This is a genomic window from Pseudoalteromonas obscura (genome assembly GCF_030135505.1).
GTDB classification, from domain to species: domain Bacteria; phylum Pseudomonadota; class Gammaproteobacteria; order Enterobacterales; family Alteromonadaceae; genus Pseudoalteromonas; species Pseudoalteromonas obscura.
In genome coordinates, this window is record NZ_JASJUT010000003.1 from 152,349 (window position 1) to 171,080 (window position 18,732).

12 protein-coding genes are annotated in these 18,732 nt (G+C 41.5%); 3 read left to right on the forward strand and 9 right to left on the reverse strand.

Features of this window, described 5'->3' with window-relative positions:
• Positions 1-101 precede the first annotated feature (101 nt).
• Entirely contained in the window at positions 102-2,777 is a 2,676-nt protein-coding gene (gene gyrA / locus QNM18_RS08645; protein ID WP_211010118.1) for a DNA gyrase subunit A, read from the reverse strand.
• A gap of 181 nt (positions 2,778-2,958) precedes the next feature.
• On the opposite strand from gyrA, the gene ubiG reads away from it, so the two are divergent.
• The 3 genes from ubiG to nrdA all read left to right on the forward strand — a co-directional run bounded on the left by ubiG (position 2,959) and on the right by nrdA (position 6,933).
• Positions 2,959-3,669 (forward strand): bifunctional 2-polyprenyl-6-hydroxyphenol methylase/3-demethylubiquinol 3-O-methyltransferase UbiG, encoded by a 711-nt coding sequence (gene ubiG / locus QNM18_RS08650; protein ID WP_211010119.1) that lies wholly within the window; start codon positions 2,959-2,961, stop codon positions 3,667-3,669.
• Positions 3,666-4,313 (forward strand): HAD family hydrolase, encoded by a 648-nt coding sequence (locus QNM18_RS08655; protein ID WP_211010120.1) that lies wholly within the window; start codon positions 3,666-3,668, stop codon positions 4,311-4,313. Before ubiG ends, QNM18_RS08655 begins: the two co-directional genes overlap by 4 nt.
• 334 nt (positions 4,314-4,647) lie before the next feature.
• Positions 4,648-6,933: a class 1a ribonucleoside-diphosphate reductase subunit alpha gene (gene nrdA / locus QNM18_RS08660; protein WP_211010121.1), complete on the forward strand. Its 2,286-nt coding sequence runs from the start codon at positions 4,648-4,650 to the stop codon at positions 6,931-6,933.
• 118 nt (positions 6,934-7,051) lie between these two features.
• On the opposite strand, the gene QNM18_RS08665 is transcribed toward nrdA, so the two are convergent.
• The 8 genes from QNM18_RS08665 to QNM18_RS08700 form a co-directional block, all read right to left on the reverse strand.
• A complete protein-coding gene (locus QNM18_RS08665; RefSeq protein ID WP_211010122.1) occupies positions 7,052-7,855 on the reverse strand; it encodes an arylamine N-acetyltransferase family protein in 804 nt (267 codons plus the stop codon).
• Between the two features lie 15 nt (positions 7,856-7,870).
• On the reverse strand, positions 7,871-8,428 hold the full coding sequence (locus tag QNM18_RS08670; RefSeq protein ID WP_284136913.1) for an NADPH-dependent FMN reductase: 558 nt from the start codon (positions 8,426-8,428) through the stop codon (positions 7,871-7,873).
• A gap of 400 nt (positions 8,429-8,828) precedes the next feature.
• On the reverse strand, positions 8,829-11,882 hold the full coding sequence (locus QNM18_RS08675) for an efflux RND transporter permease subunit (RefSeq protein WP_284136914.1): 3,054 nt from the start codon (positions 11,880-11,882) through the stop codon (positions 8,829-8,831).
• Position 11,883: 1 nt separating this feature from the next.
• Positions 11,884-13,014 carry an efflux RND transporter periplasmic adaptor subunit gene (locus QNM18_RS08680; protein WP_284136915.1) on the reverse strand — a complete coding sequence of 377 codons (1,131 nt, stop codon included), beginning with the start codon at positions 13,012-13,014 and terminating at the stop codon, positions 11,884-11,886.
• A gap of 136 nt (positions 13,015-13,150) precedes the next feature.
• Complete coding sequence (locus QNM18_RS08685; protein WP_284136916.1) at positions 13,151-13,969, reverse strand: PhzF family phenazine biosynthesis protein; 819 nt, start codon at positions 13,967-13,969, stop codon at positions 13,151-13,153.
• Between the two features lie 48 nt (positions 13,970-14,017).
• Positions 14,018-15,016, reverse strand: a complete 999-nt coding sequence (locus QNM18_RS08690) for an L-histidine N(alpha)-methyltransferase (protein WP_211010127.1) — start codon at positions 15,014-15,016, stop codon at positions 14,018-14,020.
• Complete coding sequence (gene egtB, locus QNM18_RS08695; RefSeq protein ID WP_284136917.1) at positions 15,016-16,287, reverse strand: ergothioneine biosynthesis protein EgtB; 1,272 nt, start codon at positions 16,285-16,287, stop codon at positions 15,016-15,018. Before egtB ends, QNM18_RS08690 begins: the two co-directional genes overlap by 1 nt.
• 356 nt (positions 16,288-16,643) lie before the next feature.
• A complete protein-coding gene (locus tag QNM18_RS08700) occupies positions 16,644-18,698 on the reverse strand; it encodes a TonB-dependent receptor (RefSeq protein WP_284136918.1) in 2,055 nt (684 codons plus the stop codon).
• Positions 18,699-18,732: the final 34 nt, after the last annotated feature.

Genomic DNA, 18,732 nt, shown 5'->3' on the forward strand with positions numbered 1-18,732 from the left:
ATTTACATCAAATACGGGGTCAGATAAAACAAAATTCTGGACTAAATCATCTTGGTTGGTTGAATTTTTTTAATAAAAAAGCGGCCTAAGCCGCTTTTGTATTATTCAGAATCTTGTTCTGGTGCACTTGGTGGTGCTTCTTCGCCAGTTGCATCATCTACAACGGCGTCTTCTATGTCATCTACTTCAATTTCTTCGATGCGCTGAAGCCCAACAACTTGCTCGTCTTCTATAGTACGGATCAAAATAACACCTTGCGTGTTACGACCAACTGTAGAGACTTCATTTACGCGTGTTCTAACCAAAGTACCACGGTTAGAGATAAGCATAATCTCATTGTTATCTTCTACTTGGACTGCACCAACCACGTTACCATTACGCTCAGTAACTTTGATAGATACAACACCTTGTGTAGCACGACTCTTAGCTGGGTACTCATCAAGAGGAGTGCGTTTACCATAACCGTTTTCTGTTACAGTCAAAATTGCACCATCATTCTTTGGTACAATTAAAGACACAACTTTCACGCCGTCAGGCATCTTGATACCACGAACACCGGTCGCAGTACGACCCATTGGACGCAAGGCTAACATTTCTTCACCCGTTTCAGGGTCAAGTTTCACTTCACCAGTCTCAGAGTCGCGTAACTTTTCATTGAAACGTACAACCTTACCGTGATCAGTAAATAGCATGATGTCATTGCTGCCATCAGTGATATCTGCACCAATTAGGTTGTCACCTTCATTAAGATTGATTGCAATGATACCACTTGCACGCTGTCGACTGTAGGCAGTCAATGGCGTCTTCTTAACAGTACCATTTGCTGTTGCCATCAAGACATATTTGTCTTCTTCGTATTCTCGAACTGGAAGAATTGTCGTAATTCGCTCGTCAGCTTCCAATGGCAATAAGTTTACTATCGGCTTACCACGTGCTTGACGCGACGCCAATGGGAGTTGATAAACTTTTAGCCAATACAGTCGGCCCGCTGTCGAGAAGCACAATATCGTGTCATGGGTATTGGCAACAAGTAGACGCTCGATAAAGTCTTCATCTTTCATCTTAGTCGCCGCTTTACCTTTACCACCACGGCGCTGTGCTTCGTAATCTGATAATGGCTGGTACTTTACATACCCTTCGTGTGAAAGCGTTACTACAACGTCTTCTTCGTTAATCAGGTCTTCTAAGCTGATGTCATGAGCGGCTGCTGTGATTTCTGTCCGGCGTTCATCGCCGTATACTTCTTTAATTTCAACCAATTCGTCACGGATAACTTCCATTAGACGCTCTGGTGAAGAAAGAATAAATAGTAGCTCTGCAATCAAATCAAGAAGCTCTTGGTACTCACCTAAGATCTTCTCATGCTCAAGACCGGTTAGCTTATGTAAGCGTAAGTCTAGAATTGCTTGTGCCTGTTGCTCGGATAGATAGTACTGACCATCTCTAATACCAAGTTCATCCGCTAACCAGTCAGGTCTAGCAACATTTTGCTCACCAGCACGCTCTAACATGGGTGCTACTGAACCTAGCTCCCATGCGCGTGAAGTCAACGCAGCCTTGGCCTCTGATGGAGTTGGTGACTTTCGAATAAGTTCGATAATAGGATCTATATTCGCAAGGGCGATTGCCAAGCCTTCAAGTGTATGTGCTCTGTCTCTTGCTTTACGCAAGTCAAATACAGTACGACGTGTCACAACTTCGCGACGGTGGATAACAAACGCCTCTAGCATTTCTTTTAAGTTGAAACACTTGGGCTGGTTATTGTCTAGCGCAACCATGTTCATACCGAACACAGTTTGAAGCTGCGTTTGAGCGTATAGGTTATTTAATACAACCTCTCCCACTTCTCCACGCTTGATCTCAATGACAATACGCATTCCGTCTTTATCCGACTCATCACGTAATGCACTGATCCCTTCAACTTTTTTATCTTTTACTAACTCGGCGATTTTTTCAATAAGACGCGCTTTGTTTACTTGATACGGGATCTCATGGACAATGATTGTTTCTTTGCCCGTTTTTTCGTCCGTCTCAATCTCAGCACGTGCGCGGATATAAACTTTACCACGACCCGTTTTATAAGCTTGCTCAATCCCTTTTTTACCACTGATAATTGCCGCAGTTGGGAAATCAGGGCCAGGGATATATTCCATTAGCTCTTCAATGGTGAGATCTGGATTTTGAATAATAGCCAAACAGCCATTGATAACTTCTGTTAGATTGTGTGGCGGAATATTTGTCGCCATACCAACTGCGATACCTGATGAACCGTTTACCAATAAGTTTGGAACCTTGGTCGGCAATACATCGGGAATTTGCTCAGTACCATCGTAGTTTGGCACATAATCAACAGTTTCTTTCTCTAAATCAGCAAGTAGTTCGTGAGACATTTTAGCCATACGTACTTCGGTATAACGCATTGCTGCAGCTGAGTCACCATCTACAGAACCGAAGTTACCTTGGCCGTCTACCAACATATAGCGCAAAGAAAACGGCTGCGCCATACGTACGATAGTATCGTATACTGCACTATCACCATGAGGGTGGTATTTACCGATGACGTCACCGACTACACGAGCTGATTTTTTATAAGGTTTATTCCAGTCATTACGTAGCTCGTTCATTGCGAAAAGTACACGACGGTGAACTGGTTTTAGTCCGTCACGTACGTCTGGCAATGCACGCCCTACAATTACACTCATCGCGTAATCTAGGTATGAATTTTTCAATTCATCTTCAATATTGACCGGGAGGATTTCATTGGCGAGATCAGTCATTTGATACCACTTTCCTTCAGAGTCTTGCCCTTTTGTGTCAAACTATTAGCAACAAAGGGTTAAGTTATTATTTATTCGGCTGCCGATAGTAACACAGTTAAATTCAATTTGCAGTCGTAAAATGTCTGGTATTTTTATAAATAGCCAATACAATGCGCCCAGATAAACGAGGAAGCTTTTTATGACCGAACATCAAAATGTAGATCACCAAGAAATCGCAAAATTTGAAGAAATCGCTGAGCGATGGTGGGATACCGAGGGAGAATTTAAACCGCTACATGACATCAACCCATTGAGATTGGACTTTATTAATGATAAAAGCGCAGGCTTGTTTTCTAAAAAAGTACTAGATGTCGGTTGCGGAGGCGGGATCCTAACAGAAAGCATGGCAAAACTTGGGGCACAAGCCACAGGTATCGACATGGGTCAAGAACCACTAAACGTAGCCAAATTGCACAGTCTAGAAAGCGGAATAGATGTGGATTATCAAAAGATCCCCGCCGAAGTATTTGCGCAGCAACATACAGAAGAATTTGATGTCGTCACTTGTATGGAAATGCTAGAACACGTGCCAGATCCAGCAGCGATTATTGGCGCCGTTGCACAGGCAGCAAAACCCGGGGCCAGTGTCTTTTTCTCTACTTTAAATAAAACACACAAAGCCTACTTACTTGCTGTGGTCGCTGCCGAAAAAGTATTAAAAATGGTGCCTGAAGGCACTCATGATCACAACAAATTCATTCGACCGTCGACGCTAATTGGGTGGGCCGAAGAACATGGTTTAAAAGTACGCAACGCTGCTGGTATCAGTTATAACCCTTTCACTAAGACATTTACGCTGACCAAAGATGTCAGTGTGAACTACTTACTTCACTTTGAGAAATTAGCATGACCAAAGCCGTTCTGTTCGATTTAGATGGTACGCTATTAGATACCAGTGACGACCTCGGGGCTGCATTAAATCACGTGCTCGAAGAGCATGGATTACCGACTTTACCCAAAAATGAATATAGCCCCGCAATCTCTAATGGAGTAAAAGCCCTATTAGAAGTAGGCTTTAAAGACAAACTGGTCGACTACGACTTTGCTTCTTTAAGGAAGCAAGTCTTAGACTATTATGAACAAAATATTTCTGTTCACAGCCATTGCTTTGACGGTATTACCGACATGCTAAAATCGTTGTATGAGCAAAATATCGCTGTTGGTATAGTCACAAACAAGCCTGAGTTTTTGACTTTCCCACTTCTTGCAAAAATAGATGCATTAAAAGACATTAAAGCAGTTGTGTGTGGAGATACGCTAAAAGTTGCTAAACCACACCCAGATCCACTGCTATATGCAGCCGAAAAACTTGGTGTCACGGCAACACAGTGTACTTATGTTGGTGATGCACAACGTGATATAGAAGCAGCTAAAGCAGCGAAGATGCGCTCAGTCACTGCTTTATGGGGGTTCATTCCTTCTCTTGAAGAAGCTCTTTCTTGGCAAGCCGAGTTAAACTTAAAGCAACCAAAAGAGTTAATTTCGCACATATAGTGAAAAATTATAATTTGAGACACTACATATTGTGTCTTACACTTTATTGGGCAATAAATTGAACATAAAAAAATCATTCAGTTTTTTTGTTAAAAAAAGACAAAAATCACCGAACTGAAGTTGATTTTTTTACGCACGCAGACTTCGTGGATAACAGAAGGTTAGTAAACACTAACACGCTAATTTTATCCCAATGTTATCCACAATTTGAGTGAAGTTGTTCTATTGCAAAATATAAATAACCACACTATCTTGTGATGCACTTTCAAATAGGCACCATATCTAGTGGTGATTTCCTAGCCAATATAAGAATTTGGGAATACAGGCATAGCTTATGAACCAACAATTATCTGTCAGTAAAAGAAACGGTCGTAAAGAGCCGCTTGATTTAGATAAAATCCATCGTGTGATAACTTGGGCTGCCGAAGGCCTAGACAATGTTTCAGTCTCTCAAGTGGAATTGAAGTCTCATATCCAATTTTACGATGGGATCCGTACTGAAGATATCCATGAAACAATCATTAAAGCAGCTGCTGATTTAATTTCAAAAGATACACCCGATTATCAATATCTAGCAGCACGTCTTGCAGTGTTCCATTTAAGAAAGAAAGCTTACGGTCAATTTGAGCCACCACATTTATACGATCATGTAGCCAAGCTGGTTGAAGATAAGCGCTACGACGAACACCTATTGAAAGACTACACCCGTGAAGAGCTTAACGAGCTAAATGAATACCTCGACCACAGCCGCGATATGACATTCAGCTACGCTGCGGTTAAACAGCTTGAAGGTAAATACCTGGTACAAAACCGTGTGACAGGTGAAATCTATGAGAGCGCGCAGTTTCTATACATGCTAGTTGCAGCAAGCCTGTTCTCAGATTATGAAAAAGAAACTCGTCTTGACTATATTAAGCGTTTTTACGACGCAGTTTCACAATTTAAAATTTCATTACCAACGCCTATTATGGCGGGTGTACGCACACCTACGCGCCAGTTTAGTTCATGTGTACTAATCGAGTGTGATGATAGCTTGGACTCAATCAATGCAACTTCTTCTGCAATCGTGAAGTATGTGAGCCAGCGAGCTGGTATTGGTGTTAATGCCGGCCGTATTCGTGCGCTAGGTAGCCCTATTCGTAACGGTGAAGCTTTCCATACTGGCTGTATTCCATTCTACAAGCACTTCCAAACAGCAGTAAAAAGCTGTTCACAAGGCGGTGTGCGTGGTGGCGCTGCAACACTATTCTACCCATTGTGGCATTTAGAAGTAGAAAACCTACTTGTTCTGAAAAACAACCGTGGTGTTGAAGAAAACCGTGTTCGTCACTTAGACTACGGCGTACAATTCAATAAAACGATGTATACGCGTCTATTAAAAGATGACTACATTACCCTATTCAGCCCGTCTGATACTCCGGGGCTATATGATGCATTCTTCGAAGATCAAGCACTATTCGAAGAGCTATACCTAAAATACGAGCAAGACGAGTCTATTCGTAAAAAACGCATCAAAGCGATTGAACTGTTTTCAATGTTCGCGCAAGAGCGTGCTAGTACTGGTCGTATTTACTTACAAAATGTTGACCACTGTAATACACATAGCCCATTTGACTCAAAAGTTGCGCCAATCCGTCAATCAAACTTATGTTTGGAAATAGCGCTTCCTACTAAGCCACTAAATAATGTAAATGATGCAGAAGGCGAAATCGCACTGTGTACCTTGTCTGCATTTAACTTAGGCGCGATTAACGACCTTTCAGAGCTTGAAGAACTTGCTGAGCTAGCGGTTCGTGCACTTGATAACCTACTTGATTTCCAAGATTACCCAGTGCCAGCAGCGCACACAGCAACAATGGGACGTCGTACGCTAGGTATTGGTGTTATCAACTACGCTTACTACCTTGCTAAAAATGGTAAGAAATACTCAGATGGCAGCGCAAATGCCCTAACACACAAAACATTTGAAGCAATTCAGTACTACTTAATGAAAGCGTCAAACGAACTAGCAAAAGAGCGCGGTGCTTGCCCTATGTTCAATGAGACGACGTATTCACAAGGTATTATGCCAATCGATACTTACAAAAAAGACATCGATGCAATTTGTGATGAGCCGTTACACCTTGATTGGGATTCGCTAAGAGCAAGTATCCAAGAGTATGGAATGAGAAACTCTACGCTATCAGCACTGATGCCTTCAGAGACCTCTTCTCAAATCTCTAACGCAACGAATGGTATTGAACCACCTCGAGGCCATATCAGCGTAAAAGCAAGTAAAGACGGTATCTTAAAGCAAGTTGTACCTGAGTACGAAAAGCTTAAAGATCAATATGAATTGCTATGGGATATTCCTTCAAATGATGGTTACCTAGGTCTAGTTGGTATTATGCAAAAGTTTGTCGACCAAACTATTTCTGCAAACACAAACTATGATCCAACTAAGTTTGAAGGCGGTAAAGTACCAATGAAGCTGTTACTAAAAGACTTACTAACAGCATACAAGCTTGGTGTTAAAACACTTTACTACCATAATACTCGCGATGGTGCAGCCGATGCACAAGACGAGTTGAAGCCTGAGCCAGAAGATGATGGCTGCGAAGGCGGTGCTTGTAAGATTTAACAAGCTTTAAAATAATAAAAGCCCAGCTATCGCTGGGTTTTTTTGTCAAAAAATTTTAACTCTCTTTTCAATAATCAACTCATTACATCAGATCCAACACCATATTAATCGCTCTAAATTATTCAGCCCAATTGACGTAACCAGCTATTTTTTCGTAAGCAATTTTCTTTTTGATGCCAAAATGCTCTTTCAAGGCTCGATTAAAAAGCTGCTCACTGTCCAATATTGTCTCTATGGTTTCGTCTTGCGTGTCAATTTTTAGCCTATTATTAAATAGAATATTTTTTCCGTATTTTGTACGCTTTACCAGCACTATATTCGATGTAAATAAAGAACTAGAGCCGGTAGAAGCAAAGTGATTACCATACTCAATATCTCCCTCACAGACATAGCTCATGTCAAGGCTGTAGAGACTTTGCCAACCACCTTCAATTTTACTTTGTAGCATCACACCAAAAGTGGTGTCTTTGACGAATCGAAAAACTTGCTTGTCGGTATTAAACTCCTGATCAAAAACAAGAGGTAATGGTTTTCTCGGTGTATTTGCACCAAACCCTACATCAACAACCCACTGCTGGCCTTCTATTGATACTAAATTAATAAGATGCCCTCGCCCTGTAGGTTTGTCTGACAAATGAACTCTGCCTAATGCTTGCGTCACCTCAAAGCCAATGGTCTTTAAAACTTGGTATAACAAGCCATTTAATTCGTAGCAGTATCCTCCCCGCTGTTTGTCCACCAGCTTTTTAAATACATGTTCATTAGATAAATCTATGGGGTTGCCATCAATAATGTCGAGGTTCTCAAAAGGGATGAACTCATGTTGCAATTCATGAATATGGAAAAGTGAATCAATATCCACAACCGCATCAGTTTTAAGGTTAATTCTATTAAAGTACTTTGCTAGTAACTCGCTATTCATAGGTATACCTCGGCTTTACTGTTGGCGCTTGCTTAAATTAACAGGCTCAATGTCATTACTCTTAAATGAATCTATTAACTGAGAATTAAACGAATCACTCGTAACCGTATTTGTTTCTAAGTCAAAATTGTCATAAAAACTAGGAAGCGATATAGCGCCAATAAGGTTAGCACTGAAGCTACTGGCTGATGATTGAGCCGATGATAAAACCTTTTTTGCTCCCCCTGCCCCCGGTGATGTGGCCAGCATGAGTACCTGCTTTTGCTGAAAAATTTGCATGCCAACTCTCGATGTCCAGTCAAGCAAGTTTTTATAAGCGGCAGTATATGAACTATTATATTCTGCAAATGAAACCACAATTAAGTCGGCCTCTGCTATTTTGTTGTAAAACCGAGTTGCTAGCTCTGGTATACCAAACTCCTTCTCTCTGTCCTCACTATAAATTGGCATTTCGTAGTCATTGAGATCGATTAGAGAAATAGTCGCGCCATTCACTTGTGTGGCAGCATAGAAAGCCAGTTTTTGATTTATTGATTTTTTACTATTGCTTGCACCAAATGCCAGTATATTCATTTAAAGCCCTCATTAATTAATCATAAGTTATCGATTTAAGTCGCGGCTCCTTACAGTCCAGCTTGCCTCAAATCTTATACTGCCACTCTAAAACCTTAAGTTAAGTTGAGGTCAAGCACTTAAAATAACTTTTAACGACAAGAGCAAAAAAGACGGAAAAACAAGAATCTAGTCGTAGAATGACCAAATATGGCAGCTCTGCCATACCAACTAAAAGAGGATCGAATTAAATAAAAGGTCTGAATACTTGGAATATATCAGCGCTTAAAAGCACCCAAATGAAACAATATGATATTTTGGTTTGTTTTAGAAAAAGTGATTACAAATATACAATTCGGATATTATTTACAGTGCCCAGGTAAAAGAGATGCAATACACGTCTTTTACCTGAGCATCACTATTAATTATTCGCAGTGAGAAGCTGACTGTTTTCACTTTTTATCTGTTGAACGTTTTTAGCAAGTAACATATAAACCGTCGGCAGCACAAATAATGTGAACACTGTGCCTATCAACATACCAGCAACCAGAATAATCCCTATGCTATTTCTTGCCTCTGCGCCTGCACCTGTAACCAACACCAAAGGGAAATGCCCCAACACGGTCGCTGCGGTTGTCATCATGATAGGCCTTAACCTGACTACCGCCCCTTCAATAATCGCTTCACTCTTGGACTTCCCTTGCGCTAATAATTCATTTGCAAACTCAGTGATCAAAATGCCATTTTTTGCGATTAAACCAACCAATGTAATAAGCCCAATCTGGGCGTAGATATTCATACTTGTTAGATTGAAAAAGCTAAATGACATAGCGCCAGATATCGCTAACGGTACCGACCCCAATAAAATTACCAATGGCGATCTAAAACTGTTAAATTGCACTGCAAGTACCAAGTAGACTACTAGAATGGCGACGCCCAATGTCGCTAAAAAGCTATTGCCTTGCTTTCTCAGCTGACGACTGTTTCCCGCATAATTTAGCGCGTACTCATCAGGTAAAATATGTCGGGCTTGTTCTTCAAGCGCTTTAAGTGCCTGCTCCGCCGTCACCCCGGGGGCCACTCCGCCAAGAATTCTAAATGCATTTTGCTGATTAAATTTCCCCATTTGCCTTGGTCCAACTCTCTCTTTAAGCGTCGCGATTGAACTCAACTGGATAAGCTCACCACTGGGTAGTTTTATATGTAACCCTAATGCTGCTTCAGCGAAACGACGATCTTTATGTTCAACCATAGGTATGACACGGTATGCCTTACCGTCAGCATCAAACCGATTAACCGCCTGCTCAGACAGTAAAGAAGACACTTGATTAACAACATTTGATACATCCAACCCCAAATCAGCCATTTGTTGATGATTAAATTCAAAATGTGCGAGCATCCGATCCACCTTCAAATCAGTATCTACAAAAAGAAACATGTTCGTTTCATATGCCGCACCAACCAATTGATATGCATAATTCAACATTTCTTCATAACTATCTTGAGATTGCACCACAAGCTCCACGTCAAACTTTCCAGCTGTTGGCAAAGGCATGGGCAAAACCGGGAACACTTTAATACCGGAAATCTGAGATAACTGCCCATATAATGTAGGTAGCATGGATTGTACTGACTCATCTCTTTGTTCAAAATCAACAAAGTTGATGCCACTGAATGCATTGCCCGGGCGTATAATTTGCCAAATAGCTTCAATGCCTTGGTTTTGACTCAAAGTATCAACAGCTTTAGACATATATTCAGTACCATAAGCCAACGTAGAAGCGGGAGGTGCATCCGAAACAATGTATACTGAACTTTGATCTTCAACTGGCGCTAACTCTTTCGCCGAGTACAAATAAAATGGCACCATCAAAGAGCTCAAGACAATTGATGTGAAAACGATTTGTACTTTATACCTAAAGCTTGCTTTTAATACCTTGGCGTACATCAACCCGAGTCTGTCAAAAAACTGGTTTACCCGTTTGGTGAAACTGCTCTCTGCGCCGCCTTCATTGAGCACAAATGCGCTCATCACCGGAGATAAAGTAACAGCAACAATACCGGAGATGAAAACAGCGATTGCCAAAGTAAACGCAAACTCTTTAAATAAAGCGCCCGTGAGGCCCGAGACAAAGCCAATTGGCGCATACACTACGGCCAAAGTTATTGTCATTGCCACAATTGGTGAAAACAGCTCTTTGGAACTTATCAGCGCAGCTGCGAGACGAGATTTGCCTTGACGCATGTGTCTGGCAACGTTTTCAACCACTACGATGGCATCGTCAACGACCAATCCCACTGAAAGTACAATCGCTAAAATCGTCAGTAAATTAAGTGAAAAGCCCATCGTTAAAATCACAGCAATACTGCCTAGAATTGAAATGGGTATCGTCACTAAAGGAACAATCGCCGAGCGAAAAGATCCCATAAGAAACAGAATAACAATACCGACAAGCACCACAGTTTCTAGCAAGGTTGTAAAAATTTCCTGCAAGGCATCTCGCATATAAAGTGTACCGTCAAAGCTAATATTGATTTTGATGCCTTGCGGTAAACTTGCATTAATTTGTTCCAACTGTGCATACAGCGCATCACCGATTTCGATTTCATTCGCCCCCGGTAGCGGATAAACAGACAGGTAAATGGTTTGACGTTGGTTGATTCGAGCATCTACCCTGCCCCTATCTTCTCCTTTCTCTACTCTCGCGATATCAATTAACCGAATGAATCCGCCATCAAACTTTTTAATGATCATCATTTCAAAGTCATTAACCGTTTTCATGGTTGCGTTACTTAAGAAATCTATCTCATGCGCATTATTTTTCGCACGACCTAGCGAAGCGACTACGTTATTGCTTTTCATCGCGTCATATACTTCATTACTGCCAATGTTAAATGCGGCCATTTTTATCGGGTCTAACCACACTCTCATCGCAGGGTTTCTTGCCCCTTCTAAATCTACTTTCTGCACGCCATTAATGCCTGACAGTAGTGGTGTGATTTTACGACTAAGAAAGTCAGTGAGTTCAGCTCGGCTCAGATCAGGTGCCTCAACATCTAAATAAAAGGTTGCACCGGGTCTGTCGACTCGAGAAACGGTAACAGCAGGGTCTTCTGCGCCTTCGGGCAGCTCAAACTTTATTTGGCTAAGCCTTGAGTTGAGTTCAGCCATCGCGTCTGTACTATTTTGATTTAATTTGAGCCACGCTGTTACTGTGGATGAGCCTGCAATAGTTGTAGAATCAACAAAGTCAACACCCGGAACTGTCATCGCGACCCGTTCTATGGGATCTGTTACAAACCCTTGTACGGTTTGCGCTGATACACCACTATATTGGGTAGAAATAACCAGTGAGGTACTTTCAATCTTAGGAAACTGAGAAACGGAGATTTTAGTCGCGGCAAGTAGACCACTCAACAAAATAACAACAGATAAGACAATCGCCAAGATTGGCTTTTTTACGAAAATTTCCATCTTATAGCTCCTTGTCCAATGGAGTCGAATTACCAGCCAGAGCAGTTGGTAGACTGACAATATTTACCAACACGCCATCAAACAACTTAAATGCACCAGGTGCTGCAACCAAACTGTTAGGTGCCACACTCGGCTTTAAAAATGTCACATGTTCATCCGAAGCAATAATTTCTACCTGTCGACGTTTAGCTCTGAATTGCTCATTACCACCTGTAGGTATTAATTCGAAAATATATCCTCCTGAAACATCCCTTAGAACAGACATGTTAGGCACGCTAATAACATTGTCATATTGTCTCACCGGCACATGAACCGACAGGGCTTCATTTGCATCGACTTCCAAAGCAGAACGCCATACTTTCGCTCTGTACTTGCGGCTTCGGATCCCTGCTTGAAGCGCGTCTTCCACTGCGACAATACTTGCGTTTGCCTGTAATGGAACCGTTGATTCTTCCACTTTTTGTAAATGAACTTGATTCCCAACACCTAGCTTGTGATATGTCTGCGGAATATAAAAGTCGACCCACATATAACCGAGGTCGCCAGTGACTGACACAACACGTGTATTGGCATTTAAAAACTCCCCCTCTTTCGCTGAGTGGATACCCAATACACCGTCAAATGGCGCTGTGATAGTCTTTTTCCTAATTATGTTTTTGATTGCTTCTATTTCGGCTTCAATGACTACTAGGTTGGCCTGTGCGGTATCCAACTCTTCTTGGCTGATCGCTTGGTGAGCGCTAAGCGCTTTGACACGATTATAATTCGAAGACACTAGTTTCTTTTTTGCAATAGCAGCCTTGAGGGTAGCTTGTTCGCTGCGAATATCTAATTGAATGATAACCTCGCCGCTTTTAACCCGCTCTCCAGATGAATAGTTGACCGCTTTGATCACGCCTGATGTTTCGCTCAGCAGCACAACATGATCAGGTGCAACAGCATTGCCTATTACGGCAACGGATTGTGTATATGTCGCCTTTTCAACTCGGGTAGCCTCCACGGTCTCAGAGTATTCCGGGGTATTTGATGCAGCCGCTAAAATAGCAGACATTTCAATCCACTTTATGTACCCCATGGTGCCTATTAGTGCAGCTATCATGACAACAGTTGCTATCCAAGCTTTTATTTTCATACGTCAAACCTCTTTTAATGGATGTCAATTCATAAAGTACGCGCACAATAAAACCTCAAGCTAAGTTGAGGTCAATGACGATGTTGAAAAAATTAAAACTGGATTTTTTGTTTAGCGAGCTAGATAAAATTTAATGTTATGAAGGAGTTTGTACGCATGCAAAAACACATACTTGATTACTTTCTCGCGATATTTGATAAAAAGCACCGCGACTGGACAATTGAAAACAGTCGAAAACTTGGTGGCTGGGCAACTGCCAATATACCGCCAAAAGTGGTGCAGCAGATCCGGTTGCAGAATCTTCCTTGACTCCGTACTGTGGTGCAAAATATCTAAAATATAAAGTGTGTGAGTGATTATCATCTAGTGCCGTTACAACTAGCGCTCTGCGTGTAGTTTGACAGTATTTATCTACTGCAAAATCAAACTTTAATAGACTATCTTTATTTGGCAACTGAGCTACGAAATAGCCATTTTCAGGCTTCGTTTGTTTTAAATTTCTTACCTCTTGTTCAAAAATGTTACGCATATCATGCGTTAGTGAGCTTATTCTCAGTTCGGGCTGAGGAAGAAACATAATATATTTACTTAAAGCCGTCCTTTTCACACAAATTGAGTGACTTGCAGATTGAAAGTTTAGGGTCTCTTGTGAGCTATTCAGGAACGTTATCAATACATCTGCGGCTGCTAAAGTTCCATGACCACAAAATTGAATCTCACCATGGGGTGAAAACCAACGAATTAAATGTGGGCCGTCAGATTGAACAAATATAAAAGCGGTTGCAGCCACCCCATTACGGATGGCAACTGATTGGAGGTACCCACCATCAGTAAACTCTGCTAAGTTCGCACACAGTTTCACATGAGCAGCCCCCCCTCTATAACGACCCGAGCAAAACACTTGACGAACAAAAACTTCATTCTTTTGGATGTCTTCAAAGTGTGTTTTTAACAATGTATTTTCCCGTCTAAAAATACCGTAATTGCTCGTGGTCAGCCTGCGTTACTGGCCATCTTTAACAACTTGCCAAAGAGAGTCGACGAAATCATGCTGTTCATCTGTAAAGTGCTTAGTGACTTTAAAACCTGTTTGTTGACATAAACACTCAATATCACTTTGTGTGAATTTAAACGAGTACTCTAAATGAATGGCTTCATATGCATCAAAATGAAACGTGCGTTGCAACGCCTCTATATATACGTCCTGTTTTTCGGTTGATAACACGTAACTTTCCATAGCACCCAAAATAGGGTTGTAAACGCCAAAGTGTTGAAACTTTTCCAACTGAAAGTTGCCACCCAGCTCTTTGTTGATTCGGTGCAGTAAGTTGAGATTAAATTGTGCTGTCAGTCCAGCTCTGTCATTGTATGCCGCAGTGAGCTTGTTCACGTCTTTTTTCAAGTCGTAGCCGATCAGTATGTAATCTGATGCATTTAAACTCATCCAGAGTTTTCTCAGAAAACCTTGGCTCTGCTCACGATTAAAATTGCCAATATTAGAGCCTAAAAATAGTACCAACTGCTTGTTGCTTGATTGGCTCCTAACAAGCTTTAGCCCTTCAAAGTACTCTGCAACGACGCCATGAATCGACAGCTTGTCATCCGGTATGATGTTCTCTTGTAACATCACCATGGCTTTTTCTGAAATATCAATAGGATAGAAGTTTACTTTACAACCACTTTGTAAAAAACCATCTATAATCAACTTACTTTTGTGACCATCCCCCACGCCAAGCTCAATAATATCAATTTCTTGCTCATCAACTAATTGTGCGAGCTGCCCGCTTATTCGGGTTAAAATTTCGACCTCTTTGGCAGTCAGGTAATAGTCTTCATGTTGAGTAATTTTCTGAAAAATTTCGCTCCCAATGTCGTCATAAAAGTACTTTGCTGACAAATGTTTTGGTGAAGCACTCAAGCCTGTCAATACCTCGATTGCCAGCTGGTCATCTTGCGTATTTTCACCGTGCGAGTCTTGCGTGAGTAATCTGAAGTGTGTCATTAAATATCCTTCGCTAATCTAATGCCTGAAAACATCCAGCGTTGATGGGGGGCAAAAAAGTTTCGGTAGCTATGGCGGTAATGATCACTGGGTGTAGCCACGCATCCACCTCTCAAAACAAACTGATTGCACATGAACTTACCATTGTATTCATTAAGCATGCCCTGATAGGGTTTGTAACCTGGGTAGCCCGAGTAGTGGCTTTTGCTCCAACACCAAACTTGCCCGAAAGGCATGTCACTTGATGTAGGGTGAAAAATGTCTGCACTTTTTGCGCTTTGCGTTTTAATATTGGATATCCTCTCAAGATCAGAGCTAGCTGACAGGTAGACCTCTAGTTCCTGTTCCGTTGGCAACCTCTTGCCTTTCCAGTTGGCAAACGCATCCGCTTCAAAATAACTAATATGTGTGACAGGGAGATTGAGCGCTAATGGCATTAATCCATGCAATGTGAACTCATACCATTCATTATCTATTTTTTGCCAATATAAAGGATGGCCAATTTTATTGTCATTTGACCAATCCCACCCCAAACTCAGCCAAAGTTCTGCTCTGTCATACCCTCCATCTTGAATAAAGTCCAAGTACTCCCCGTTTGTAACTAACTGTTCGCTCATGGCAAATGCATAGTTGTAGCTCTTATGCTTCGGCTTTTCATTGTCGTATGCAAAACTGCTGTCTGTAGCACCGATTTCGTACATCCCCTCGTCAAATGAGCGCCAAGGTGCTGTTTCAATATGGGTATTGTCTAGAGAAGACTCAAAATAAGTGGGAGAAAGAGGATTACAACCCAAAATATATTTAATGTCCATGAGCAATAATTCCTGATGCTGTTGCTCATGATGCAATCCAATTTCTAATAAAGATAAAATGGCGCTGTCTACTTCAGCAGTCGATAAAAAGTTCACTAGCTGTTTATCTACATAATTTCGATAACTCATGATCTCGCTGACGGTTGGCCTCGAAAGTTCACCCCGCTGGCTTTGCAACCAGTGTGCGCCAGCTGACTTGTAATAAGAGTTAAACAGCGTGCGATACCCTTGATGATACCTAGAGTAATCAACCATATGTTTTACTAGGATAACCTCTTCAAAAAACCATGTTGTATGCCCCAAATGCCATTTAGGTGGACTTACATCCGCAATGGGTTGAACTGTATAATCCTCAACCTCAAGTCTTTCACATAGCGCAGTTGAACGCGCTCGGATCCTGAGGTATTCCGCGATTAAATGTGTAATTTTGTTATTCCTGCTCAGTTGCTGTTTACTCATAAGCTACCTAATTGAAAAGTCTTTTATGTGTCAGTCGCCTATGAATTATTCTCTCGAACATACAGGCTTTGCTTCAATTCCTGTGTAAATGCTCGCCATCCCCCCTCGCTTGTAACTGTGTAAACACCCTACAGTGCAGTAAGTTAAGATTGTATAGCGATCGACGGGTGTCAAGTTCATATCAGAAGAGCTCCCTAAATCACCAAATAAAGTCATTTCATCTTGTAGCAATCATTTGTATATCGCTTTAAAGGTATTATTCCTTATGACCTTTGAACCGTGTATGTCCGATGCGACTTCAATTATGTCCAACTGTATTTTTAGATTTGATGTTGAGCTTTAAGTTTGCCCTAACGTTAAAATTGGTAGCTTGTAGAGATACGTATTGCACGAGGCTCAAACGAGTGGTGATGCACATCGTCAACTGGTGCTGCTTCATTCGCCAGCTGCGATTGATAAAAGTATGTAATATCGTGATTGCGGCTATCGGTCAAATTTAAAATATCAGCTTTTATCACCCAGTCATCAAAGCGATAACCAATACGCATATTCCAGATAGTGCTGGAACCAGATGAAACCGAATTGTCTTCAGTTAATGGACGTTCACCGAAGTACCGAACACGGATACTGCCAAACCAATGCTGGCCTTCTTCAAAATTCAACCCTGCTTGCAACACGTGCTTTACGGTGCCAGGAATATACTTTTCCTTCGCATTTTTATTGCGATATTGAGCATCAGTATATGCATACTCAATATCAATACTCCACCAGTCGCTCATTCGGAAGTACATGGTAGCCTCAACACCCTTACGAGTTGATGCATCGGTCGGTTCAGTATTGCCAGCGTCGCCAACAAACAATAATTCACTGTCTAAATCCAGCGCCCAAAAAGAGATAGACGTATTGACTTTGTCATCAATAAAACCTCTAAACCCTAATTCATAACCCGAGGACTCTACCAATGCATCAACTGTGTCAACGTGATCACCCGACACAGGATCAATTTGAATCGTTGTCCCCCGCGCATCATTTGAGTGAAACCCTTGTCCGAATGACAAGTAGCTTTGCCACTGTTCAGAGAGATCATAGATAAGACTTGCCTTTAGCGAAGTTAAATCGTCATTTCGTTTACCGCTATTGACGTTTAAATTGTGTCCATAAAAATTTTCACCAGCATTATCTGTGACGTCAAAATCAAAATAGTCGTAGCGGACCCCAAAAACAGTAGAAAAATTATTAAACCAATCTATTTTGTTGTCCCAATATAGACTGGCACTGGACTCTTTAATGCGGTCGCTTCGAACCGTGCCCAATCTATGCCTTTGTTTAGTTTTATATAAGCCGACTTCGTCAATGTCATCAATACGAATTTGCGTACCTAACGTATTGAACATGAGTGTATTATTCAACATGCTAGAAAACTCGTAGCTAACATGACCGCCATATATTCGTCGCTCATCGACTTGCTCAAATTGATCCCCAGAATCTGCATCATCTAAAAAATAAGTAAAGTTGGACCACAGTGCCAAACTGTAATCAATTACAAACGCTGATGCATGCCAGCTTTCATTTTCCCAGTTTGCACTAAAACTGTATCGGTCGGACGCGCCGCCTAGCGTTTTATCTAAAGACCCTAGTGGATCTAGAATGCCTTGTTCTACGGCTCGCGCTGGTATTTGATCTGCACTATTCCATTGATTGTCATAGGCCATAAAGTTGAGCGTCATCACACCATTTTTTATAGACTTGGTGTATTTGAATAACCCATTTAATTTTTCAACGGCTTCATCCACATCTAACCAAGGACCACGATAATTATTCCCCTCAAATGCCAAAATAGCATTGCCACCTTGTATTTGTAGGCTATCCATTAGTAACAAGCGACGAAATTCATTTTCTCCAATCGTAACTTCAGCCACTCCTTGGTTTAATACAGCCACAGTAGATAGAGATGCACCACCAGCACCACTGAAATCACCAACATCAGCGTAATAAGCGCCTTTTTTATATGCCAAAGTAGAAATCGTTTCTGGGATCACAAAGTTCATATCTGTATAACCTTGTCCATGGCCATGGGAGCGCATATTTACTGGCATACCATCAACAAAAGTGGCAAAGTCCGTACCGTGATCCAAGCTAAACCCGCGAAGAAAGTACTGAAGCGCTTTTCCAGATCCACTGTGTTGCGTAGCAATCATACCTGGAACCAGTTCCATAATTTCACCGCTGCGTGCTAGTGGACGAACTGAGATTTCCTTTTGACCAACAACACCTTCCGAAGCCGAGATAGAGCGGCCAATTAAATTTATGTTATGACCAGAAACCGAGATCGTTTCTATATCAACATCACTGCCAGCCAATATAGGTAACGACAGCGTTCCTGATAATAATACCCACACACGATTCACCATTGATTTGCACTCCTGAGTACCTAGCTCAATATTC